The 21994-nt window shown below is 56.6% G+C and carries 18 protein-coding genes; 10 read left to right on the top strand and 8 right to left on the bottom strand.

Annotation, left to right across the window (positions count from 1 at the left end; all coding sequences use genetic code 11):
• The first annotated feature begins 77 nt into the window (after positions 1 to 77).
• Genes ABR39_RS08195 through ABR39_RS08185 form a run of 3 tightly spaced genes read left to right on the top strand, consistent with a single transcriptional unit; the run spans position 78 to position 2993 of the window.
• Entirely contained in the window at positions 78 to 1763 is a 1686-nt protein-coding gene (locus tag ABR39_RS08195) for a sensor histidine kinase (protein WP_047346538.1), read from the top strand.
• Positions 1757 to 2476, top strand: a complete 720-nt coding sequence (gene btsR, locus ABR39_RS08190) for a two-component system response regulator BtsR (RefSeq protein ID WP_047346537.1) — start codon at positions 1757 to 1759, stop codon at positions 2474 to 2476. The genes ABR39_RS08195 and btsR overlap by 7 nt, the downstream gene beginning before the upstream one ends.
• A gap of 46 nt (positions 2477 to 2522) precedes the next feature.
• A complete protein-coding gene (locus ABR39_RS08185; RefSeq protein ID WP_047346536.1) occupies positions 2523 to 2993 on the top strand; it encodes a DUF1456 family protein in 471 nt (156 codons plus the stop codon).
• A gap of 107 nt (positions 2994 to 3100) precedes the next feature.
• Here the strand turns inward: ABR39_RS08185 and metG are convergent, their stop codons facing one another.
• Entirely contained in the window at positions 3101 to 5134 is a 2034-nt protein-coding gene (gene metG, locus ABR39_RS08180; protein ID WP_047346535.1) for a methionine--tRNA ligase, read from the bottom strand.
• Positions 5135 to 5271: 137 nt separating this feature from the next.
• On the opposite strand from metG, the gene apbC reads away from it, so the two are divergent.
• Entirely contained in the window at positions 5272 to 6381 is a 1110-nt protein-coding gene (gene apbC, locus ABR39_RS08175; RefSeq protein WP_047346534.1) for an iron-sulfur cluster carrier protein ApbC, read from the top strand.
• A 93-nt stretch (positions 6382 to 6474) separates the two neighbouring features.
• On the opposite strand, the gene ABR39_RS08170 is transcribed toward apbC, so the two are convergent.
• Together ABR39_RS08170 and ABR39_RS08165 are read right to left on the bottom strand one after the other, a co-directional pair.
• Positions 6475 to 6930: a GNAT family N-acetyltransferase gene (locus tag ABR39_RS08170; protein ID WP_047346533.1), complete on the bottom strand. Its 456-nt coding sequence runs from the start codon at positions 6928 to 6930 to the stop codon at positions 6475 to 6477.
• Positions 6905 to 7237: an RcnB family protein gene (locus tag ABR39_RS08165; RefSeq protein ID WP_023336316.1), complete on the bottom strand. Its 333-nt coding sequence runs from the start codon at positions 7235 to 7237 to the stop codon at positions 6905 to 6907. The genes ABR39_RS08170 and ABR39_RS08165 overlap by 26 nt, the downstream gene beginning before the upstream one ends.
• A gap of 468 nt (positions 7238 to 7705) precedes the next feature.
• Here ABR39_RS08165 and ABR39_RS08160 point away from each other — a divergent pair, with 468 nt between their 5' ends.
• The 3 genes from ABR39_RS08160 to ABR39_RS08150 are packed head-to-tail and all read left to right on the top strand — an operon-like array spanning position 7706 to position 11492.
• On the top strand, positions 7706 to 8845 hold the full coding sequence (locus tag ABR39_RS08160; protein WP_047346802.1) for a polysaccharide export protein: 1140 nt from the start codon (positions 7706 to 7708) through the stop codon (positions 8843 to 8845).
• Complete coding sequence (locus ABR39_RS08155; RefSeq protein WP_047346532.1) at positions 8845 to 9294, top strand: protein-tyrosine-phosphatase; 450 nt, start codon at positions 8845 to 8847, stop codon at positions 9292 to 9294. The genes ABR39_RS08160 and ABR39_RS08155 overlap by 1 nt, the downstream gene beginning before the upstream one ends.
• The gene (locus ABR39_RS08150) at positions 9294 to 11492 is read left to right on the top strand and encodes a polysaccharide biosynthesis tyrosine autokinase (RefSeq protein ID WP_047346531.1); all 2199 of its coding nucleotides are present in this window, start codon (positions 9294 to 9296) and stop codon (positions 11490 to 11492) included. Before ABR39_RS08155 ends, ABR39_RS08150 begins: the two co-directional genes overlap by 1 nt.
• Here ABR39_RS08150 and ABR39_RS08145 read toward each other — a convergent pair.
• Together ABR39_RS08145 and ABR39_RS08140 are read right to left on the bottom strand one after the other, a co-directional pair.
• Entirely contained in the window at positions 11489 to 12832 is a 1344-nt protein-coding gene (locus tag ABR39_RS08145; protein WP_047346530.1) for an NCS2 family permease, read from the bottom strand. The two genes, ABR39_RS08150 and ABR39_RS08145, sit on opposite strands and share 4 nt — an antisense overlap.
• A gap of 20 nt (positions 12833 to 12852) precedes the next feature.
• The gene (locus ABR39_RS08140; protein WP_047346529.1) at positions 12853 to 14631 is read right to left on the bottom strand and encodes an adenine deaminase; all 1779 of its coding nucleotides are present in this window, start codon (positions 14629 to 14631) and stop codon (positions 12853 to 12855) included.
• 122 nt (positions 14632 to 14753) lie between these two features.
• Here ABR39_RS08140 and ABR39_RS08135 point away from each other — a divergent pair, with 122 nt between their 5' ends.
• Positions 14754 to 15674: a LysR family transcriptional regulator gene (locus ABR39_RS08135; protein ID WP_165587279.1), complete on the top strand. Its 921-nt coding sequence runs from the start codon at positions 14754 to 14756 to the stop codon at positions 15672 to 15674.
• A gap of 70 nt (positions 15675 to 15744) precedes the next feature.
• Positions 15745 to 16260 (top strand): protein disulfide oxidoreductase, encoded by a 516-nt coding sequence (locus ABR39_RS08130; protein WP_082132637.1) that lies wholly within the window; start codon positions 15745 to 15747, stop codon positions 16258 to 16260.
• A gap of 37 nt (positions 16261 to 16297) precedes the next feature.
• Here the strand turns inward: ABR39_RS08130 and ABR39_RS08125 are convergent, their stop codons facing one another.
• The 3 genes from ABR39_RS08125 to ABR39_RS08115 form a co-directional block, all read right to left on the bottom strand.
• Positions 16298 to 17764, bottom strand: a complete 1467-nt coding sequence (locus tag ABR39_RS08125; protein WP_047346527.1) for a pyridoxal phosphate-dependent decarboxylase family protein — start codon at positions 17762 to 17764, stop codon at positions 16298 to 16300.
• Between the two features lie 18 nt (positions 17765 to 17782).
• On the bottom strand, positions 17783 to 19159 hold the full coding sequence (locus tag ABR39_RS08120) for a diaminobutyrate--2-oxoglutarate transaminase (protein WP_014884533.1): 1377 nt from the start codon (positions 19157 to 19159) through the stop codon (positions 17783 to 17785).
• Between the two features lie 345 nt (positions 19160 to 19504).
• The gene (locus ABR39_RS08115) at positions 19505 to 20512 is read right to left on the bottom strand and encodes a LacI family DNA-binding transcriptional regulator (RefSeq protein WP_047346526.1); all 1008 of its coding nucleotides are present in this window, start codon (positions 20510 to 20512) and stop codon (positions 19505 to 19507) included.
• Positions 20513 to 20750: 238 nt separating this feature from the next.
• Between ABR39_RS08115 and ABR39_RS08110 the strand changes: the two genes are divergently transcribed.
• On the top strand, positions 20751 to 21992 hold the full coding sequence (locus tag ABR39_RS08110) for an MFS transporter (RefSeq protein WP_047346525.1): 1242 nt from the start codon (positions 20751 to 20753) through the stop codon (positions 21990 to 21992).
• Positions 21993 to 21994: the final 2 nt, after the last annotated feature.

The raw sequence follows: 21994 nt of genomic DNA, 5'->3' as shown, positions 1-21994 counted from the left end.
GCTTTTTTGGGATGCTTCAAAGAAAGTTGAGCCGCATCGGTGTATGTTACGCGTTTTTAGCGTGTGCGGTTTTGAGTATGTACGAGTTTAATCTGGTGCTGCTGTTGCTTCAGCAGATGTGCGTGTTTCTTGTCATTGCCTGGCTGATGAGTAAAACGCGCCTGTTTATCCCGCTGATGCAGGTCACCGTACGTCTGCCGCATAAGCTGCTCTGCTACGTCACCTTCTCCATTTTCTGCATCATGGGGACCTATTTTGGGCTCCATATCGAAGACTCTATTGCCAATACGCGCGCCATAGGCGCGGTGATGGGCGGGCTGCTCGGCGGTCCCGTCGTCGGTGGCCTCGTCGGCTTAACCGGAGGGCTGCATCGCTATTCCATGGGCGGGATGACGGCGCTGAGCTGTATGATCTCAACGATCGTGGAAGGGCTGCTCGGCGGCCTGGTGCACAGCTACATGATTAAGCGCGGCCGGCCGGATAAAGTTTTTAGCCCGATTACCGCCGGGGCGATCACCTTTGTGGCCGAAATGGCGCAGATGGCGATCATTCTGCTGATCGCCCGTCCGTTTGAAGATGCGCTGCACCTGGTCAGCAGTATTGCCGCCCCGATGATGGTGACCAACACCGTGGGCGCGGCGCTGTTTATGCGTATTCTGCTCGACAAGCGCGCCATGTTTGAGAAGTACACCTCGGCCTTTTCCGCCACGGCGCTGAAGGTCGCCGCGTCGACCGAAGGGATCCTGCGCCAGGGGTTTAACGAAGAGAACAGCATGAAGGTCGCGCAGGTGCTCTACAAGGAGTTGGACATCGGCGCGGTGGCAATAACCGACCGCGAGCGGCTGCTGGCCTTTACCGGCACCGGGGACGATCACCATCTGCCGGGTAAACCCATCTCTTCAGCCTATACGCTGCGCGCCATTGAAACCGGCGAGGTGGTGTATGCCGACGGTAACGAAGTGCCTTACCGCTGTTCGCTGCATCCGCAGTGCAAGCTGGGCTCTACGCTGGTGATTCCGCTACGCGGGGAAAATCAGCGGGTGATGGGCACCATCAAGCTGTATGAGGCGAAAAACCGTCTGTTCAGCTCGATCAACCGCACGCTGGGGGAGGGGATCGCCCAGCTGCTGTCCGCGCAAATTCTCGCCGGGCAGTATGAACGGCAGAAAGCGCTGCTGACGCAGTCGGAGATTAAGCTGCTGCATGCCCAGGTTAACCCGCATTTCCTGTTTAATGCCCTCAACACGCTCAAAGCGGTGATCCGCCGCGACAGCGATCAGGCCGCGCAGCTGGTGCAGTTTCTGTCGACCTTTTTCCGCAAAAACCTGAAGCGGCCGTCGGAGATCGTCACCCTCGCCGATGAGATCGAGCACGTAAATGCGTATCTTCAGATTGAGCAGGCGCGTTTCCAGTCGCGCCTGCAGGTCTCGCTTTCCGTTCCGGACGAGCTGGCGTATCAGCATCTTCCGGCCTTTACCCTGCAGCCTATTGTCGAGAACGCCATTAAACACGGCACGTCACAGCTTCTCGGAACAGGAGAGATAACCATCGCCGCCAGCCGTTTCAACCACCATCTGGTGCTGGATATTGAAGATAATGCCGGGCTATATCAGCCTTCCGCCTCCGGCGGTTTAGGGATGAGCCTGGTGGATAAACGCCTGCGCGCCCATTTTGGCGATGACTGCGGCATTACCGTCGCCTGTGAGCCAGACCGATTTACCCGTATTACCGTACGACTGCCGCTGGAGGAAAACGCATGTTAAGAGTGCTGATTGTGGATGACGAGCCGCTGGCACGGGAAAACCTGCGCGTTCTGCTGCAGGAGCAGCCTGATATAGAGATTGTGGGAGAGTGCGCGAACGCCATTGAGGCCATTGGCGCGGTTCACAAGCTGCGCCCGGACGTGCTGTTCCTCGACATTCAGATGCCCCGAATCAGCGGGCTGGAGATGGTCGGCATGCTCGACCCTGAGCATCGCCCCTACATCGTGTTTCTGACGGCGTTTGATGAATATGCCGTTAAGGCCTTTGAGGAGCACGCGTTTGACTATTTACTCAAGCCAATTGAAGAGAAGCGTCTGGAAAAAACGCTCGCCCGCTTGCGCCAGGAGCGAACCGCACAGGACGTTACGCTGCTGCCGGAAAACCAGCAGCCGCTGAAGTTTATTCCCTGTACCGGGCACAGCCGGATTTACCTCCTGCAGATGGATGACGTGGCGTTTGTCAGCAGCCGCCTGAGCGGCGTATTTGTCACCAGCGCGGAAGGGAACGAAGGGTTTACCGAGCTGACGCTGCGCACGCTGGAGAGCCGCACGCCGCTGATCCGCTGTCATCGTCAGTATCTGGTCAATATGGCGCACCTGAAGGAGATCCGCCTGGAAGATAACGGCCAGGCCGAGCTGGTGCTGCGCGCGGGGCAAACCGTCCCGGTCAGCCGCCGCTACCTGAAGAGTTTGAAAGAGGCGATTGGGCTGTAAAACTGGTACACTGCGCGCCATTGCATCATCGACATTCGAAGGCTCTATGCTAAGTAACGATATTCTTCGTAGCCTGCGCTACACCCTGAAAGCAAACAATAACGACATGGTGCGCATTCTTGCGCTGTCGGACATGGAATCCACGTCTGCCGGTTTCGACACCTGGATGACCAAAGAAGACGAAGAGGGCTTTGTTCGCTGCCCTGACATCATTCTGTCGGGTTTCCTGAACGGCCTGATCTACGACAAGCGCGGCAAAGATCCGGAAGCGCCAGAGCTGGCGCTGGAGCGTCGGGTGAACAACAACACGGTGCTGAAAAAGCTGCGCATCGCGTTCTCGTTGAAAACGGACGATATCGTGGCGATTATGACGGAGCAAAAATACCGCGTATCCGTGCCGGAAGTGACCGCTATGATGCGCGCGCCGGACCACAAAAATTACCGCGAGTGCGGCGACCAGTTCCTGCGTAATTTCCTGCGCGGGCTGACCCACCGGGTGCATCATCCGAAGGGGTGATTGCGGAATGGGGGCGGCCTGATGCCCTCACCCCGACCCTCTCCCACGGGGAGAGGGAGAAAACAAAATGCCATAAAAAAAGCCGGAGATTATCTCCGGCTTTTTTGTTATTTCACCTGCTGGCCAGGCTTCGCGCCTTCGTCAGGGCTTAACAGGAAGATATCTTTCCCGCCAGGGCCCGCGGCCATCACCATCCCCTCAGAGATGCCGAAGCGCATTTTGCGCGGTGCCAGGTTGGCGACCATCACGGTCTGACGACCAATCAGCACCTGCGGGTCCGGATACGCAGAACGGATGCCGGAGAAGACGTTACGCTTCTCGCCGCCCAGATCCAGCGTCAGGCGCAGCAGTTTGTCAGAACCCTCCACGAATTCCGCGTTTTCGATCAGCGCCACGCGCAGGTCGACTTTGGCGAAATCGTCAAAGGTAATGGTTTCCTGAATCGGGTCGTCTGCCAGCGGGCCGGTAACCGGTGCCGCAGCCGCCTTCACCTCTTCCTTAGAGGCTTCCACCAGGGCTTCAACCTGCTTCATCTCGATGCGGTTGTACAGCGCTTTAAAGGTGTTCACCTTGTGGCCGAGCAGCGGCTGCGCCATGGCATCCCAGGTCAGTTCGGTGTTCAGGAACGCTTCAGCACGGGCTGCCAGCTGCGGCAGAACCGGCTTCAGATACGTCATCAGCACGCGGAACAGGTTGATGCCCATAGAGCAGATGGCCTGCAGATCGGCATCGCGACCTTCCTGTTTCGCCACCACCCACGGTGCCTGCTCGTCCACATAGCGGTTTGCCAGGTCGGCCAGCGCCATGATTTCACGCACCGCTTTGCCGAACTCGCGGGTTTCCCAGGCTTCGCCAATGGTGGCTGCCGCGTCGGTAAAGGTTTTGTACAGGGCAGGGTCAGCCAGTTCAGCCGCCATCACGCCGTCAAAACGCTTGGCAATAAAGCCCGCGTTACGGGAAGCCAGGTTGACCACCTTGTTAACGATGTCCGCGTTCACGCGCTGCACGAAATCTTCCAGGTTCAGGTCGATATCGTCGATGCGGGAAGAGAGCTTCGCGGTGTAGTAATAGCGCAGGCTGTCCGCGTCGAAGTGGTTCAGCCAGGTGCTGGCCTTGATAAACGTACCGCGAGATTTGGACATCTTCGCGCCGTTGACCGTCACGTAACCGTGCACGAACAGGTTGGTAGGCTTGCGGAAGTTGCTGCCTTCCAGCATCGCCGGCCAGAACAGGCTGTGGAAGTAAACGATATCTTTACCGATGAAGTGATACAGCTCGGCCGTGGAATCTTTCTTCCAGTATTCGTCGAAGCTGACGGTGTCGCCACGCTTGTCGCACAGGTTCTTGAAGGAGCCCATGTAGCCGATTGGCGCGTCCAGCCAGACGTAGAAATATTTGCCCGGCGCGTTCGGGATTTCAAAGCCGAAGTACGGCGCATCGCGGGAGATATCCCACTGCTGCAGACCGGATTCGAACCACTCCTGCATTTTGTTCGCCACCTGCTCCTGCAGCGCGCCGCTGCGGGTCCACGCCTGCAGCATTTCGCTGAAGGACGGCAGATCGAAGAAGAAGTGCTCGGAGTCACGCATCACAGGCGTTGCGCCAGAAACCACGGACTTCGGCTCGATAAGCTCGGTCGGGCTGTAGGTCGCGCCGCACACTTCGCAGTTATCGCCGTACTGGTCCGGGGATTTACATTTCGGGCAGGTGCCTTTGACGAAACGGTCCGGCAGGAACATGCCTTTTTCCGGATCGTACAGCTGAGAGATAGTGCGGTTTTTAATAAAGCCGTTCTCTTTCAGACGGGTGTAGATCAGCTCCGACAGCTCGCGGTTTTCGTCGCTGTGCGTGGAGTGATAGTTGTCATAGCTGATGTCAAAGCCAGCAAAATCGGTCTGATGCTCCTGACTCATTTCGGCAATCATCTGCTCAGGGGAAATCCCCAGCTGCTGCGCTTTCAGCATGATCGGCGTGCCGTGGGCATCGTCCGCACAGATGAAGTTAACCTCGTGGCCGCGCATTCGCTGGTAACGGACCCAGACATCAGCCTGGATATGCTCCAGCATGTGGCCGAGGTGGATTGAGCCGTTGGCGTACGGCAGTGCGCACGTTACCAGAATTTTCTTCGCGACTTGAGTCATAGTAGGCATTACTTCTTTTAACTGTGAAAAGGGTTTTTGATATTACCAAAAGGGGCATTATTAAGTAAGCACAAACCACGGCCTTTCAGGTAAACTTGTTCTTCTAAGGTCTTATTCACAAGAACAAAGGAGTCGGGATGAGTTCTCAATCCCAGGCCAAATCACCGGAAGCCTTACGAGCAATGGTCGCCGGGACGCTGGCTAACTTTCAGCATCCAACCCTGAAGCACAATCTCACTACGCTGAAAGCGTTACACCATGTCGCCTGGCTGGACGATACGCTGCACGTTGAGCTGCAGATGCCGTTCGTCTGGACCAGCGCCTTTGACGCGCTGAAAGAGCAAACCAGTTCGGAGCTGCTGCGCATCACCGGCGCGAAGGCGATTGACTGGAAGCTGAGCCACAGTATCGCCACGCTGAAGCGCGTGAAAAACCAGCCTGGCGTGAACGGCGTAAAAAACATCATTGCCGTGAGTTCAGGCAAGGGCGGGGTGGGTAAATCCTCCACGGCTGTAAACCTGGCGCTCGCGCTGGCAGCGGAAGGGGCAAAGGTCGGTATTCTTGATGCCGATATCTACGGCCCGTCTATTCCGAACATGCTGGGCGCGGAAAACCAGCGTCCAACCTCGCCGGACGGCACCCACATGGCGCCGATTATGGCCCACGGTCTGGCCACTAACTCCATCGGTTACCTGGTGACTGACGATAACGCCATGGTCTGGCGCGGCCCGATGGCCAGCAAAGCGCTGCTGCAGATGCTGCAGGAGACGATGTGGCCGGATCTGGATTATCTGGTGCTGGATATGCCGCCGGGTACCGGTGATATTCAGCTGACGCTGGCGCAAAACATCCCGGTCACGGGCGCGGTTGTTGTGACGACCCCGCAGGATATCGCGCTGATCGACGCCAAAAAAGGCATCGTGATGTTCGAGAAGGTGGAAGTGCCGGTGCTCGGTATCGTCGAGAACATGAGCATGCACATCTGCAGCAACTGCGGTCACCACGAGCCTATTTTCGGTACCGGTGGGGCAGAAAAACTGGCCGCGAAGTATCACACCCAGCTGCTGGGTCAGATGCCGCTGCACATTACCCTGCGTGAAGATCTGGACAGCGGAAAGCCGACGGTCGTCAGCCGTCCGGACAGCGAATTTGCAGAGATGTATCGTCAGCTGGCGGGTCGCGTTGCGGCGCAGCTTTACTGGCAGGGCGAAATCATCCCAGGGGAAATCGCGTTCCGCGCGGTGTAAATCCCCAACGCTGGATTGCCGGGTGGCGGCTTTGCCTTACCCGGCCTACGAAGTTTGTTTTTGTAGGTCAGGTAAGCGAAGCGCCACCTGACTTTACCCAAGCCGATAATGCATCAGATAGTACTCTCCATCAGGAGAATCCCCCGTCGCCTCAATGTGCCAGCCATGCCGTTGGTAAAACGCGATAGCCCGCGCATTCTTCACCAGACACTTAAGCGAACCCGTACTGGTAAACGTCTTCTGCACCTGTTCCAGGAGCACATGCCCGACCCCGAGGCTTTGATACTGCGGGTCAACAAACAGGTTGTGCAGAAAATTATCGTTCGCCCAGACGGAGGCAAAACCCAGACGATGGCCGTTCTGAACAGCAACCCAAATCACTTCGTCACGGGTTGCCGCATCAAAATCTTCAAGCTGCCAGTCTGAGCTGTCCAGCCAGGGCCAGGCTTCGCGCCGGGCGTGGAGGAAGAGCGTGCGCAGGAAAGGGCGGTCACTTTCCTGCCAGGGACGAACCTGGAGGGTATCAGCGATGATAGAAGATATCTCCATTGTAGGCTTTGTAGATTTTGCCGTCTGCATCGCCAATCAGGACGTAGTTTTCGCCCATATACGTCCAGTGAGTTCCCGCATCCGGGGCCGGAAGGTTACGCAACTGGTACTGTTTGATGGTGTACTCAGGCGTTTGATACTGCGCTGGCGCTGTGTCGCCAATTTTAAACTTCGTAAAATCCGCGATGAACTCTTGTTCCTCATAGGCCTTGATGCCGGACGGCGCCGCGGCCGTTTGCGGGGCAGCAAATGCGGATCCCGCCAGAGACAGTAATACACCCAGTAGCAGCAATTTACGCTTAGCCATTTTTTCTCCAGTGATATCGTTACAGATACTCTCAGCCTGCTGTTGTGTTGATGATAGGGCAGACGGTCTATTTTAAGTATCACAGCAGAGTCTGTTCGAAAAAAAATGTAACAAAAGTGGACGGTTTTGGGTAGTGCAAACGGTTAATTCTATTTTATTTATGAATGTTTTTTGCTAAGACTAATTCAGCGCAGTAATGTTTTTTTTAATTAAATCTGAAAATACAGCTTTACTATAATTTTTTGAGCTGAAATACATGCATTTTATTAAAAGCCGCTTTAAACTTAAAAAGCGGGGCGGTTTAATTTTTATTCTACACCGTTTCGGTCCTTCAGTTATTTCCATACATCATTCGATGATGTGTATTTTTATATAATTGCTTTAAAAACAGTACATTGAAAAAGTGGGTGATTCTTATGGATTGCCTGTTACGCGTTTGTTGCGACCATGAATGATAAATTTATTCTAATGAAAAACACAACGGCATTATCTGTAATATTCCTGGCGATAAGTCAGTTAACGGGCTGTGTATTTTCTCCTGGGCAAACATTAAGCTCATCGGGGAAAAATATTATCGCGTCCGGAGATGACAATACTAATTTAGATAAGCGCGTGGATCTTTATCCTCTTACCCCTTCACTGATAGAGAAACTGCGCCCTGCCATCGCGAAATCTCAGCCAAATCCTAAGCTGGATGAGCAGGTCAGAAACTGGGAATACCGTATCGGAAGTGGGGATATTTTAACCGTCACCGTCTGGGATCACCCTGAACTGACGACCCCGGCCGGGCAATATCGCAGCGCCAGCGACACCGGTAACTGGGTGAATGCGGACGGTACGCTCTTTTATCCCTATATCGGCAAACTCCCTGTTGCAGGAAAAACGGTCTCTGAAGTCAGGGAAGAGATTGCCGCGCGCCTGGATAGCGTCATCGAAAGCCCGCAGGTGGATGTCAGCGTGGCCGCTTTCCGTTCCCAAAAAGCCTATGTCACCGGAGAGGTCGCCAAATCCGGCCAGCAGGCGATTACCAATATCCCTCTGACGGTAATGGATGCCGTCAACGCGGCGGGGGGACTGTCCGCCGACGCTGACTGGCGCAATGTAGTGCTCACTCATGAGGGGAAAGATTCGCGCCTCTCTCTTTACGCGCTGATGCAGCACGGTGACCTGACGCAGAATAAGTTGCTCTATCCCGGTGACATCCTGTTTGTTCCGCGTAATGACGCGCTGAAAGTCTTTGTGATGGGCGAAGTGATTAAGCAGAGCACGCTGAAGATGGACAGGAGCGGGATGACCCTTGCAGAAGCGCTGAGCAACGCGGGCGGCTTAAATCAGGACATGGCCGATGCGACGGGCATTTTCGTCATTCGCTCTGTCAGAAAAGACAAGGATGCGGGAAAAATCGCCAACGTTTATCAGCTTAATGCCCGGGATGCCTCCGCGATGGTGCTGGGCACCGAGTTTCAGCTTGAGCCCTACGACATTGTCTATGTCACCACGGCACCGCTGTCGCGCTGGAATCGCGTCATCACTCAGCTTGTGCCGACCATCACTGGCGTTCATGACCTGACCGAAACGGTTCGTTACATCAGACAGTGGCCGCAATAATGTTCGACTCCATCTTAGTGGTATGCACAGGAAATATTTGCCGCTCACCGATAGGAGAGCGGCTGCTGCGCCAGCGAATACCGGGAAAGCGGATAACGTCGGCAGGCATATTTGGGCTAGAAGGAAGCCCGGCGGATGTCGTTGCCCGGGAGGTGGCCTGGCGACACGGGATCTCACTCGAAGGGCATCGCGCGCGCAAGCTCACCCCGCAGCTGATGCGGGAATCGGATCTTATTCTGGTGATGGAGCCTGCCCATCTTCGCTTTATCTCCGCCATGGCCCCGGAAATTCGCGGCAAATCACTGCTCTTTGGACAATGGCTTGAGCCGCAGGATATTCCCGATCCCTATCGTAAGAGCCGTGAAGCATTTGACTATGTTTTTGGGCTGTTGGGAAAAGCCAGTCAGGAATGGGCGCATCGGTTGAGTCAAAAAGGAATGAAGCGTTAATGTCGTCATATACCACAGACAGTTACGGTGCAGCAGCACCTGAAAATCACGAAGTTGATCTCGTCCGTCTCTTCGGCGAGATGCTCGATCACCGCGCAGTTATTTTAACGATGACGCTCGTTTTCACTCTGCTTGCGGGGCTGTATGCCTTTTTGGCCACGCCCGTTTACCGCGCTGATGCCTTAATCCAGGTAGAAGGAAAACAGGATAACAGCCTGCTCAAGAACTTAAGCCAGTTCAGCAGTGAACTGTCTCCCGATGTTGAGCCCGAAATTCTCCTGCTGAAATCGCGCATGATCCTGGGCGCCACGGTAGACGCACTGGGCTTAACCCATCATGTGACTGAGCGCACTCTCCCTGTTGTGGGACGCCTGTGGGCGCGTTTGCAGGGCCAAAAGCCCGCCAACTTAACCTTGAGCTGGCTTCAGATCTCTCCGGTTGAGGGAAAACCACGCACTCTTGTGCTTACCGTGCTGGGAAAAGGCGCGTACCGGCTGGAGGGGGACAATTTTTACGCCGAGGGCAGGGAAGGAATAGCGCTTGAAAAGGAGGGGGTTTCCCTGCTGGTTAAGACGCTTAATGCCTCACCAGACACGCGTTTTACACTCCAGACCAAGACCCGTCTGGAGGCAATTAACGACCTAAGTACACAATTCAACGTGGCTGAGTCTGCCCGGCAGAGCGGCGTGCTGGCGTTATCCCTGACCGGTCGCGATCCTGAGCATATTGCGAATGTCCTCAACCGAATAGCCCACATTTATCTGCAGCAGAACATTGCCCGCCAGGAAGCGCAGGATTCCCGCAGCCTTGCCTTTTTGCAGCAGCAGTTACCCAAAATCAGAAACGACCTGGATTTGGCCGAAGAGCGGCTGAACCAGTATCGCAAACAGCGGGATTCGGTTGACCTCTCGCTTGAAGCGAAATCGGCTCTCGAGCAGATCGTGAATATTGAAAACCAGCTTAACGAGCTGACGTTTCGTGAAGCGGAAATCTCGCAGTTATTTAAGAAAGAGCACCCGAACTATCGCGCACTGCGTGAAAAACGTCAGACGCTGGAGCAGGAAAAGGTCCGCCTGAATCAGCGTATTTCAGCCATGCCCTCCACCCAACAGGATATCTTGCGCCTCAGTCGGGACGTGGAGTCCGGGCGCACCATCTACCTGCAGCTTCTCACCCGCCAGCAGGAGCTGAACATTTCTCGTTCCAGCGCCATCGGCAACGTGCGCATTATCGACAGCGCGGTCACGCAGCCCGATCCCGTTAAGCCACGAAAGCCGCTGATTATCGTCGCTGGCATCCTGCTGGGGCTGATGTGCTCGATGGGGCTGGTGCTGGTCCGCATTGCGCTGCGGCGCGGCATCAACACCTCTGAGGAGCTTGAAGGGCTGGGAGTACAGGTGATGGCTACCTTGCCGCGTTCGTTGTGGCTGTGGAAAAAAACGAACCTGCGAAGAAGACGAGCGTTTGGCACGCGCTGGAAACACAGGATCACCGATGTGCCCTTTCTACCCGTTGACCAGCCTGCGGATATTTTTGTCGAGGCCGTTCGGGGGCTGCGCACCAGCCTGCATTTCACGCTGCAGGAAGCCGCTAACCGAATCGTCATGATTTCAGGCCCCACGCAGGACTGCGGAAAAACGCTTGTCAGCACCTCGCTGGCCGCGGTTGAGTCACAGGCCGGGCTCAGGGTGTTATTCATCGATGCGGATATGCGCGAAGGGTATGTCCACAACGTGTTTGGCCTGAAGAACCACACCGGACTGTCCGGCGTACTTGGCGGGCAGTGCGAGTGTCTGGAGGCGATTCAGCGCTATGAAAAAGGCAATATTGATGTACTGACCTGCGGGCCGGTTCCGCTAAGGCCTGCGGAACTGCTGATGAGCGAACGCTTCAGGGCGGTAATGGCGTGGGCGGATGAACATTATGACCTTGTGATCCTTGATACGCCGCCGGTGCTCGCCGTTACCGATGCCGCAGTGGCTGCCCCGGTGGCGGCAACCTCAATACTGGTCGCCCGCTTTGGCAAGACCAGCCTTAAAGAGATGGAAAACAGCATTAAGCGTCTGCAACAAACGGGCGCGCGTATCAACGGTACCGTGCTGAATGACGTGGTGAAATCGGCTGCGCTTTATTACCGCGCGGGCTATGGCCATTACGAGTATGGTCAAAGCCCGACACGGCAACAGCGCAAGGATTAATGCTTCACCAGCGTGGCAAAGTAATAGACCAGCGGGATGGCGAGGATCCAAAGTCCAACAGGGATTTCTCGCCATTTTCCTGCAATCGCTTTAATCACAACGTAAAACAGCAGCCCTCCTGCAATACCTGTCCCGAAGCTGTTGGCAATAAGCGTAATCATCACCATCATCAGCACCGGCAGCCCGTCGGTGAAGTTCGCCAGATCCACCTTCCGCAGGCCGCTGAACATGTTCAGACCGATCAGGATCAGGGCGGGCGCAGTGGCTTCTTTCGGGATCATCAGCGCAACGGGGGTAAACAGCAGCATCAGCAGGAACATGAACGCGGCAGCCAGCGCCGTCATGCCGGTTTTCCCGCCCGCTTCCGCGGCCGCCGAGGATTCAATCAGCGCCGTGGCGGCAGGAATGCCCACCCACGGGCCGAGCGCGGCGGCAATGGAGTCCACCATAAACGGACGATTGATATTGGCCATATTGCCCTCTTCATCCAGCAGCCCGGCTTCGCCGCCAACCGCCAGCGTGGTGCCCATGGTGGAGAAAAACTCAGAGGCAAAAAAGACAAACAGGAACGGCAGGAAGGCAATGTTCAGTGCGCCCAGCATGTCGATGTGGCCCAGCACCGGCGTGAGCGAGTGGGGCATATCGATGAAGCTGGCGGGAAGTTTTGTGACCCCCATTGGAATGCCCACGAGGGTGGCAAACAAAATGGCCCACAAAATGGCACCCGGAATACGGCGCGCCTGCAGGGCAATGGCCAGGAACAGGCCGGCGAGCGCCACCAGCGCGCCGGGTGACAGGAAATCCCCCAGCATCAGCGCGTTGGTTTTCGCGTTGGCCAGCACCAGCCCGGCATTGCGGAAGCCGAGTATGGCGACAAACAGACCGATAGAGGCGGTGAGTCCCAGCTTGATGGACTGTGGTACGGAGCGGGTCACGACTTCACGCAGGCCAAAGCGGGTGAGAAGAAAGAACAAAATCCCCGACCAGCAGGCAATGCCCAGGCCAATTTGCCAGCCGATGCCTTCACTCCCCGCCAGCGTCACCCCGACCAGCACCGAGCCACCAATGCCCGGCCCGACAATAAACGGCAGGTTGGCGTAGAACGCCATCAGCAGCGTACCGGCCACAAACACTAAAATCGTGCCCGTGGTCGCCGCGCCTTTATCCATCCCGCCCACGGCCAGCAGTCCCGGGATGACCACCAGTAGATAGGCGGCGGCGAGAAAACCGGTAAGACCTGCCAGACACTCGGTACGCACGGTACTGCCGCGCGTATGCAGTGCAAAACGACGTTCAATCCAGCTCCCTGGTGCTGGCGAATTCACGGTGTTGTCGGCCATTATCCGGCTCTCCTTCGGTATCATTGTGTGGTGTCCGGGGTTTCCCGGTAAGAAATCAGCGGATTGACAATCTGACGCGTGCTGCCGTCGGTCAGTCCAAGATCGGTCAGATGCGGCCCGGCGTTACACGCAAGGCAGGTTCCTTCAATGGCTTTAAAGACCCGGTACGGCGGCTCCCAGTCGGCAACCTGGCTGCTGCGATCGCGTAATTCGCTGAACTGGCGGGCCAGCTCGGCAGGGGGAAGCTCTGACAGCATGCCTGCGATCGGCATTGCAACATGCGCGATGACGCTACCGTTTTGGACCAGCGCCATGCCGCCGCCGCTCTCGATCAGCGTGTTAGCGGCCAGCGCCATATCGTCGGGATCGCGGCCCAGCACTACCAGATTGTGCGAGTCGTGGGAGTAGCTGGTGGCAATGGCTCCCCGCAGTTCTCCCCAGCCTTCCAGCAGCGCGATTTGCGGCGTTGCCGCATGGCGCGCGTGGCGGTGCTGAACCCAGATCAGGCTAAAGCCAGCCGGTATTTCAACGCGTCCGTGACGAACCCGGGCGTCAGTTTCGCCCCAGCGGGTAAAACGCGCACCGCTGATATGTCGCAGGCGCGCAATGCCGTGTTTCGCGTTATCGATGCGCATGGAAAAATCACTGGCGGCCAGAGGCGACAGGCGCACGGTATCACGCGGCAGCGCCAGCGGCGTATCCACGATAGGCTCGATCATCTCCCCGTCTCGGGCAATGCATTCTCCGGCGACATAAACCCGGCGAGCCGTTAGTTTTTCCAGGGAGTCGAACACCACCAGGTCCGCGCGTCGACCGGCGGCAATCAGCCCGAGGTCGCTGCGCTGCAGGCGAAGGGAGGCATTCAGCGTGGCAAACCGCAGCGCGTCCGTCGCCGGAAGACCGTGTTCAATCAGCAGGTTGAGCAGGGCGATAATACCGCCTTTTTCCAGCAGCACGTCAGGCGGAACGTCGTCGGTGCAGACCGTGATTTGTGACGAGAGATGCGGCAGCGTTTTCAGAGCGCTGACAATCTCGGGCAGCAGATAGGGATGCGAACCGCGGATCTCCAGCGTCAGCCCGGCGCGCAATTTTTCCAGCGCGTCATCAGCGGAGGTGAGCTCATGGTCAGAGGTGACGCCTGCCGCCAGATACGCCTGTAAATCGGCGCCGCTGAGTCCACGCGCGTGGCCTTCAATGAGCTTCCCGCTTTCCAGGCCGGCCTGCAGGATCTCCAGCATACGCTGGCTGCCGTTCAGCACCCCGTGCATGTCCATCACCTCCGCCACGCCGCGCACCTCCGGCCAGCCGAGCAGGGTATTCATCTCTTCGCCCGCAAAGTCCGCGCCGGACATCTCAAGCCCCGGCGTGGAAGGCACGCTCGAGGGCGCCGCGACCATCACCTGCAGCGGCAGGTTACGGCTGGCCTCAATCGCGAAACGGACGCCATTCATCCCGAGCACGTTTGCCAGCTCGTGCGGATCCCAGAAGACCGCCGTGGTGCCCTGGGCCAGCACGATCTCCGCGTAGCGCGCGGGCAGCAGGTGCGAGCTTTCAAGGTGAACATGCGTATCCATAAGGCCCGGCGAGAGGAACTGGTTGTTCAGGTCGTGTGTCTCAAGCGCATCGTCACGGCTGCCGCGTGGGTGGACGCTGGCGATAAGCGAGCCGACGATACCCACGTCCGCCTCGCGGATCTCACCGGTTGCCATATCGACAATTCGGGTGTGGGTAAGCAGCAGGTCAAACGGCGTTTCGCCTCGTGCGGCCTGGACGGCGCGGCGTCGGGTTTCGGCAGTCATGCAATTAACAGTTCCAGCATTGAAATATTGACGTTACTCTATGCACCCGGCAAACGTTTGCCCAGCTGATAAAATTTATCGCCCGATAACCCCGGGTTATTCTTTGACGCGTGTAATGGATAATCATGACGGAACCCTGGCAGCGCTTGCCTGCGCTCTCCCTTCGGCAGCTACAGTATTTTGTCACCCTGGCGCAGCTGCGTCATTTTACGGATACCGCTAGTAAACTGGCCATCAGCCAGCCTGCGCTCAGCAGCGCCCTGCGGCAAATCGAAACGGTCCTCGGCGGCAAGCTGGTCAACCGTACCGCGTCGTCAGTCACGCTGACCGAGCTGGGCAACGCCATTTTACCGCACGCGCAGCGGGTGCTCAGCGTGGCGCAGCTTGCGTTTGATGATATGCAGCAGATTGTGCAGGCCGGCGGCGACGGTACGGTGCGTATTGGCCTGGTGCCTTCCGTCAGCTCGCTGCTGTTTCCGCTGCTGCCGCAGACGCTTGCCCAGGCCTTTCCACGCCTCCGGGTGGAGTTTCACGATCAAACCAACGACGCGCTGGTAGCGCAACTCCTGAAAGGGCAGATTGACTTTGGTATCGGGGCGCTGGACAGCTCGGTTCCCGAAGAGCTGGACGTGTTCCCGCTGCAGGAGGATCCGTTTGTGGCGGTGTTCCACTGCGACGATCCGCTGGCCGCGTCGGCGCACGTGCCCTGGAAACAGCTGGTGGGCCGGGATATTGCCGTCTTCTCCAAAGGCAACATCCAGCGGCTGGTCAATGCGCTTGCCGAAAGCCATCGTCTCTCGCTGCAGACGCGCTATCAGCTGGACTACATCGAGACGCTCTACGGCCTGGTGCGTTCGAAACTGGCCGTGGCGATCTTACCGCAGCTTTATACCACCCATCTGCAGGATCCGCAGCTTAAGGTGGTTCATCTCCAGCAGCCGGCCCTGTCCCGCACGGTGGCGCTGATGCGTGCCCCGCAGGCGCTTCCCCCGCTCATTGAATCCTGCTTTACGCTGATGGTTGACACCTTACGCACGAAGTAACGCGACACTTCTTTACAGCGCGGCGGCGCGCAGCCCGCTAAGATGACCTTCGCTAAATCAAGAGGTCACAATGGACAACCGTAAAATGAGTCGACTGCGCCGCTGGGCGCGGGAAGGGATCATCCTCGTTCTGCTGACGCTGGTCGTGGTGTGGGGCGTGGATCGGTACCGCAAGCCGACGCTGCCCGCCAGCTTTAGCGCAACCCCGATGCAGAGCATTGACGGCAAGATGCACGACATCGCGGCGCTCAGCCAGGATCGCCCGCTGCTGATTTACGTCTGGGCCACCTGGTGCAGCATTTGCCGCTACACGACGCCTGCGGTTAATCAGCTGGCAGAAGAGGGCGGGAACGTGGTGAGTATTGCCATGCGTTCCGGTGATAACGCGAAGCTTGAGCGCTGGGTTGAAAAGAAACAGCTGAAAATGCCGGTGATAAACGATGAAAACGGCGCGCTGTCGCAGGAATGGCAGGTAAGCGTGACGCCGACGCTGGTCATTGTATCGAAGGGGAACGTTGTCAGCACCACAACGGGCTGGACGAGCTACTGGGGATTAAAAATCAGGATGTGGTGGGCAGGCGTATAAAAATAAACCCCTCTTCCGACGGAAGAGGGGTTTTGTATTACTTAGCCAGAACTTCCTGCGCGGTGCGCTCAACCAGCGACAGCAGGATTTTAATATCCTCCAGCGTCACGGTTGGGTTCAGCAGCGTCAGCTTCAGGCAGGTCACGCCGTTATGCTCGGTCACGCCGACGTTTGCACGGCCGGATTCCAGCAGCGCATCACCAATTTTCTGGTTCAGCAGGGCGATACCCGCATCGTCCATCTGGACTTGACCGCGGAAGCGGAACAGAACGCTTGCCAGCTGTGGCTGCATTACCAGTTCCAGATCAGGCTGCTCCTTCACGTAAGCCGCAACCTGCTGTGCCAGCGTCACGCCGTGATCGATGATCGCCGCGTACTGCTCCTGACCCAGCGCTTCCAGACTCATCCACAGCTTCAGCGCGTCGAAACGACGGGTGGTCTGCAGAGATTTGGACACCAGGTTTGGCACGCCTGCCTCTTCGTCGAACTCGGAGTTCAGGTAGGCCGCCTGGTAGCGCATCAGCTCATAGTGGCGCGCTTCTTTCAGCAGGAACGCGCCGCAGCTGATGGTCTGGAAGAACTGCTTGTGGAAGTCCAGGGTAACGGAATCCACCAGCTCAATGCCGTCGAGGTAGTGGCGATACTGCTCAGACATCAGCAGCGCGCCTCCCCAGGCCGCATCAACGTGTACCCAGATGTTCTGCTTCGCCGCCAGTTCTGCAATGGCACGCAGCGGGTCGATAGCACCGGCGTCGGTAGTACCTGCCGTCGCGACAATCGCCAGAATCTGTTCGCCGTTCGCGTTGCACTGTTCAATTTTCGCCGCCAGATCGGTCAGATCCATACGGGAGAATTCGTCCGTTTTCACCTGCACCACGGACTGGTAGCCCAGACCCATCAGCGCCATGTTCTTCTGCACGGAGAAGTGCGCGTTCTCGGAGCACAGCACGCGGATTTTACGCAGATCGCCAACCAGGCCGTCCTGCTGAACGGAGTGACCCTGACGCGCAAAGAACGCATCGCGGGCCAGCATCAGGCCCATCAGGTTGCTCTGGGTGCCGCCGCTGGTGAAGACACCGGCGTCGCCAGCCTGATAACCCACGCGGGTACGCAGCCATTCGATCAGTTTGATCTCGATGATGGTTGCGGACGGGCTTTGATCCCAAGAGTCCATACTCTGGTTGGTGGCGTTGATCAGCACTTCCGCCGCCTGGCTTACCACCAGGCTTGGGCAGTGCAGGTGCGCCACACACTGCGGGTGATGAACGGACAGGCTGTCTTTCAGGAAGAACTCCACGGCGCGTTCAATCGCCGCTTCGTTGCCCAGCCCTTTCGGGTTGAAATCCAGCTTAATGCGGTCGCGCAGTTCCGCGACCGTTTTGCCCTGGTACATCTCAGGCTGTTTCAGCCACTGCATCACAGCCTGAGTGCTTTGTTCAATCGCCTGCTGGTAAGCTTCAATGCTCTGCGCAGAGGAGAACAAAATTGGGTTTGAATCAGACATCGTAATCAACAACTCCGGTTACGCCGGGCGAACGCCCGCAGCAAGCAGCGCCTGCTCGAATTTATCCAGGAAGATCTTCAGCTCTTCATCGCTGATCAGCAGAGAAGGCAGCAGACGCAGAACGATACCGTTACGGCCACCGCGCTCCAGAATCAGACCGGCTTCGAAGCACTTCTTCTGAATCAGTGCAGACAGCTCGCCGTCGCCCGGGAAGCAGCCCATGTGGTCAGCGGCTTCGTGTGGCTTAACGATCTCGATACCGATCATCATGCCCAGACCGCGAACGTGGCCGATAACCGGATAACGTTTCGCCATCTCTTTCAGCTGGCCTTTCAGCCATTCGCCTTGCGCAGCCACTTTGCCTGCGATGTTCTGGTCTTTCAGGATTTTCAGCGTCGTCAGACCGGTTGCCATCGCCAGCTGGTTGCCGCGGAAGGTACCGGTGTGGTGGCCTGGCGCCCATGCATCGAACTGCTTTTTGATACCGAGCACGGCCAGTGGCAGACCGCCACCTACAGCTTTAGACATCACGATGATGTCTGGCTCGATGCCAGCGTGTTCGAAGGCGAAGAATTTACCGGTACGGGCAAAGCCAGCCTGAACTTCGTCGAGGATCAGAAGAATGCCGTGTTCCTGAGTTACTTTACGGATGCGCTGCAGCCACTCAGCCGGAGCCGGGTTCACGCCGCCTTCGCCCTGAACCGCTTCCAGGATGACGGCAGCAGGTTTGCGCACGCCGCTCTCAACGTCGTTAATCAGGTTATCGAAGTAGTAGGTCAGCGCTTTCACGCCCGCTTCACCACCGATACCCAGCGGGCAGCGGTACTCGTGCGGGTAAGGCATGAACTGCACTTCTGGCATCATACCGTCAACCGCTTCTTTCGGAGACAGGTTGCCGGTCACGGACAGCGCGCCGTGGGTCATGCCGTGGTAACCACCAGAGAAGCTGATGATACCGCTACGGCCGGTCACTTTTTTCGCCAGCTTCAGCGCCGCTTCAACGGCGTCAGCACCGGATGGACCGGTGAACTGCAGGCAGTACTCTTTGCCCTGACCAGGCAGCAGAGAGAGCAGGTATTCGGAAAACGCGTCTTTCAGAGGCGTTGTCAGATCCAGGGTATGTAACGGCAAGCCGCTGGTAATGACATTTTGGATGCTTTTCAGCACATCAGGATGGTTATGGCCAAGCGCAAGGGTGCCTGCGCCTGCTAAACAGTCAAGGTATTCTTTATTATCTGCATCGGTGATCCACACGCCTTCTGCTTTAGTGATTGCTAAAGGCAGTTTGCGCGGATAACTCCTGACGTTAGATTCAAACTCGGCCTGACGGGCCAGATAGGTTTCGTTGCTTTTGTGGGCATCTACGGTGTCAATACGGACTTTATCCGTCATCATATCACTCCTACAACCGCCGCTTCGTTATGAGCCACGATTGAATAAAAAGTTAAAAAACAGATGGGGGGCCTGAAAAAAACGCCGCCAATATAGAGCCTTTTGCCACGGGGCTCAATGGTTAATTTGTTTACTGTTTTGTGACACGAGGCGCAGGGGAGGAATAATCCCCGTTTTAAGAACGGAAGTTGCACTTTATGGCAAATAAAAACAGCCTGTTACGTGCTTCCTGCTATGACGGTAAAAACATAAAAAAGAGTGTGACAAATCGTGCCATTCGCTAACCGAAAAGGAGGCTGACCGCCTCCTTAGCACGCTTATTTCTGCGACAGGTGCAAAAAGCGGTGGTCATGATGGATGCGCAACGGAATTACGCATTAAAAATGGGCTCTCAACGCGCGTGGTTTCGCGATGGGTTTCACCGTTAATAATATGCAGGGCGCTCAGGCGGCCAATTTCATAATGCGGCAGTTGAACCGTTGAAAGAGGGGGGAGAAAGAGCTCTCCGATGCCCACCATATTGTCATAGCCGATAACCGCGATATCTTCAGGGATGCGAAGCCCTTGCCCCAGCAGGGTCTGGTACACCATCAATGCGATACGGTCGTTACCGCAGATAACGGAGTCGAACTGGGGAATACCATTCTGAATGCGCGCCAGCAGCGCTGACGGAATGTCGCGATAGTGCTCGTCCCCGAACGCCATGTAGCTGTGTTCCAGGTTGTTCGGGTCGAGCCCCGCTTCACGACATGCGCGTTCTAGCCCCCGGCGGCGCCGGGTTGTGGCCAGATGGTCGGCCGGTAAATGCAGGCACAGGGGCTGTCGATAGCCCTCGGCGAGTAACGCCCGCACCGCGGCGTACTGCCCCTGTTCATCATCAGGGATATAGCTGGCGACTTTTTCACCGATACTTTCGCAGTTTGCCAGCACGCAGGGAAGGGTGAGGAGCTTGGCAGGGAGAGGAACCTGGCGTAATCCCATTGTGGTGTAAATAATCCCGTCCGGGCGGTGGGAGAGCAGCAGATCGACAATCGCATCCGGGTTGTCATCGGTAAACATATTCATGACGAAGCTGTTCCAGCCGTGCATCCGGGCGGTCTCTTCAATGGACAGCGTAATATCTACCGAGAAAGGCGTCGTCACCGTATCAAGCGCCAGCACGCCGATAGTTTTCGGTGAGGCATGCGCGCCGCGTATTTTCTTGGCGGAAAGATCGGGTACGTAGCTGGTCTGCTCGATAGCCTGCTGTACGCGCGCCAGCGTTTCCGGCTTAAGGCGCTCCGGGCTGTTAAGCGCGCGTGAGACGGTCATCAGCGATACGTTAGCCAGCTTTGCGACGTCCTTCAGGGAAGCCATTTTCTTACTCCGTTAATGCCACGTGTTAAAGAGTATACAACTAAGTCACTGATGTAAAAGGAAAGGGTAGGTGTTAGTGGTGTCAGACAGACATCAATGATGAATAGTCGATCGCGATCTCACTTCTGTAATGTTAACGTTAACTTTCGTGATTAACATCATAAATCTGATCCAAACCGCATGAGGAGAGTTTAATGTTAACGTTACCATCGCGTCATTACTCCAACATGAGAATGTCATGATGAAAACGCATCACTCTCACAGCTACCCATTATTGAGCGCATTACTGTTTTTCTTTTTTGTCACCTGGTCTTCTTCCGGCTCTTTGCTTTCCATCTGGCTTCATCAGGAGGTGGGCTTAAAGGCGGGCGATACCGGCATTATCTATGCCGTGCTTTCAGTCTCCGCGCTTTTCGCTCAAATCTGCTATGGATTCATTCAGGACAAACTCGGTCTGCGCAAAAACCTGCTCTGGTTTCTGACCAGCCTGCTCATTCTTTCTGGCCCGGCCTTTTTGCTGTTTGGCTATCTGCTGCAGATTAACGTTTTACTCGGCAGTATTTTCGGCGGGATTTATATCGGCCTGACGTTTAACGGTGGGATAGGGGTACTGGAGTCCTATACCGAGCGCGTGGCCCGCCAGAGCCAGTTTGAGTTCGGCAAGGCGAGGATGTGGGGCTCGCTTGGCTGGGCGGTGGCAACCTTTTTCGCGGGGCTCCTGTTTAACATTAATCCGCAGCTTAACTTCGCCGTCGCGAGCTGCGCAGGGCTGGTGTTTTTTGTTTTGCTGGCGCGTCTCAGAGTCTCTTCCGCCCCGCACGCCATGCAGGAAGCGGTGTCCGGCGGTAAGGTCACGCTGGAAGATGCCTTGCGCCTGCTGACGCTGCCGCGGTTCTGGGCGCTGGTGTTTTTCGTTATCGGCACCTGTATTTATGGCGTTTACGACCAGCAGTTCCCGGTCTATTTCTCCTCCCAGTTCCCGACGTTACAGGAAGGGAACGCCATGTACGGCTATCTCAACTCCTTCCAGGTTTTCCTTGAGGCGGCGGGCATGTTCTGCGCGCCATGGCTGGTGAATCGCCTTGGCGCGAAGAATGGCCTGATTTTCGCGGGCATGGTGATGGCGATGCGCATGGTGGCATCGGGGCTGGTTGAGGGGCCGGTCCTTATCTCCATTACCAAGCTACTGCACGCGGTTGAACTGCCCGTATTACTGGTCTCAATCTTTAAATACAACAGCTTACATTTTGATAAACGGCTCTCTTCCACCCTCTACCTGGTGGGCTTTGCCTGTACAAGTTCGGTGATTGCCTCGGTCCTGTCGCCGCTGGCCGGCTACAGCTATGAGAAATACGGCTTTGCCCAGTCCTATCTCATCATGGGGCTATTAGTGTTCAGCACCACGTTTATCTCCATCTTCCTGTTGCGCTCGGGTAAGTCCTCTTCTGACCCGCTCATGCCGCAACCTTCCACCATCTGATC

Origin of the sequence: Enterobacter genomosp. O, assembly GCF_001022965.1 — a bacterium.
GTDB lineage: Bacteria > Pseudomonadota > Gammaproteobacteria > Enterobacterales > Enterobacteriaceae > Enterobacter > Enterobacter cloacae_L.
The sequence above is the reverse complement of the archived record's forward strand: the minus strand, read 5'-3'. Positions and strand labels throughout refer to the sequence as shown.

Coding starts and splice junctions, on each gene's coding strand:
- ABR39_RS08195 (WP_047346538.1), top strand. CDS start 78: ATGTACGAGTTTAATCTGGTGCTGCTGTTGCTTCAGCAGATGTGCGTG.
- btsR (WP_047346537.1), top strand. CDS start 1,757: ATGTTAAGAGTGCTGATTGTGGATGACGAGCCGCTGGCACGGGAAAAC.
- ABR39_RS08185 (WP_047346536.1), top strand. CDS start 2,523: ATGCTAAGTAACGATATTCTTCGTAGCCTGCGCTACACCCTGAAAGCA.
- metG (WP_047346535.1), bottom strand. CDS start 5,134: ATGACTCAAGTCGCGAAGAAAATTCTGGTAACGTGCGCACTGCCGTAC.
- apbC (WP_047346534.1), top strand. CDS start 5,272: ATGAGTTCTCAATCCCAGGCCAAATCACCGGAAGCCTTACGAGCAATG.
- ABR39_RS08170 (WP_047346533.1), bottom strand. CDS start 6,930: ATGGAGATATCTTCTATCATCGCTGATACCCTCCAGGTTCGTCCCTGG.
- ABR39_RS08165 (WP_023336316.1), bottom strand. CDS start 7,237: ATGGCTAAGCGTAAATTGCTGCTACTGGGTGTATTACTGTCTCTGGCG.
- ABR39_RS08160 (WP_047346802.1), top strand. CDS start 7,706: ATGAAAAACACAACGGCATTATCTGTAATATTCCTGGCGATAAGTCAG.
- ABR39_RS08155 (WP_047346532.1), top strand. CDS start 8,845: ATGTTCGACTCCATCTTAGTGGTATGCACAGGAAATATTTGCCGCTCA.
- ABR39_RS08150 (WP_047346531.1), top strand. CDS start 9,294: ATGTCGTCATATACCACAGACAGTTACGGTGCAGCAGCACCTGAAAAT.
- ABR39_RS08145 (WP_047346530.1), bottom strand. CDS start 12,832: ATGGCCGACAACACCGTGAATTCGCCAGCACCAGGGAGCTGGATTGAA.
- ABR39_RS08140 (WP_047346529.1), bottom strand. CDS start 14,631: ATGACTGCCGAAACCCGACGCCGCGCCGTCCAGGCCGCACGAGGCGAA.
- ABR39_RS08130 (WP_082132637.1), top strand. CDS start 15,745: ATGGACAACCGTAAAATGAGTCGACTGCGCCGCTGGGCGCGGGAAGGG.
- ABR39_RS08125 (WP_047346527.1), bottom strand. CDS start 17,764: ATGTCTGATTCAAACCCAATTTTGTTCTCCTCTGCGCAGAGCATTGAA.
- ABR39_RS08120 (WP_014884533.1), bottom strand. CDS start 19,159: ATGATGACGGATAAAGTCCGTATTGACACCGTAGATGCCCACAAAAGC.
- ABR39_RS08115 (WP_047346526.1), bottom strand. CDS start 20,512: ATGGCTTCCCTGAAGGACGTCGCAAAGCTGGCTAACGTATCGCTGATG.
- ABR39_RS08110 (WP_047346525.1), top strand. CDS start 20,751: ATGATGAAAACGCATCACTCTCACAGCTACCCATTATTGAGCGCATTA.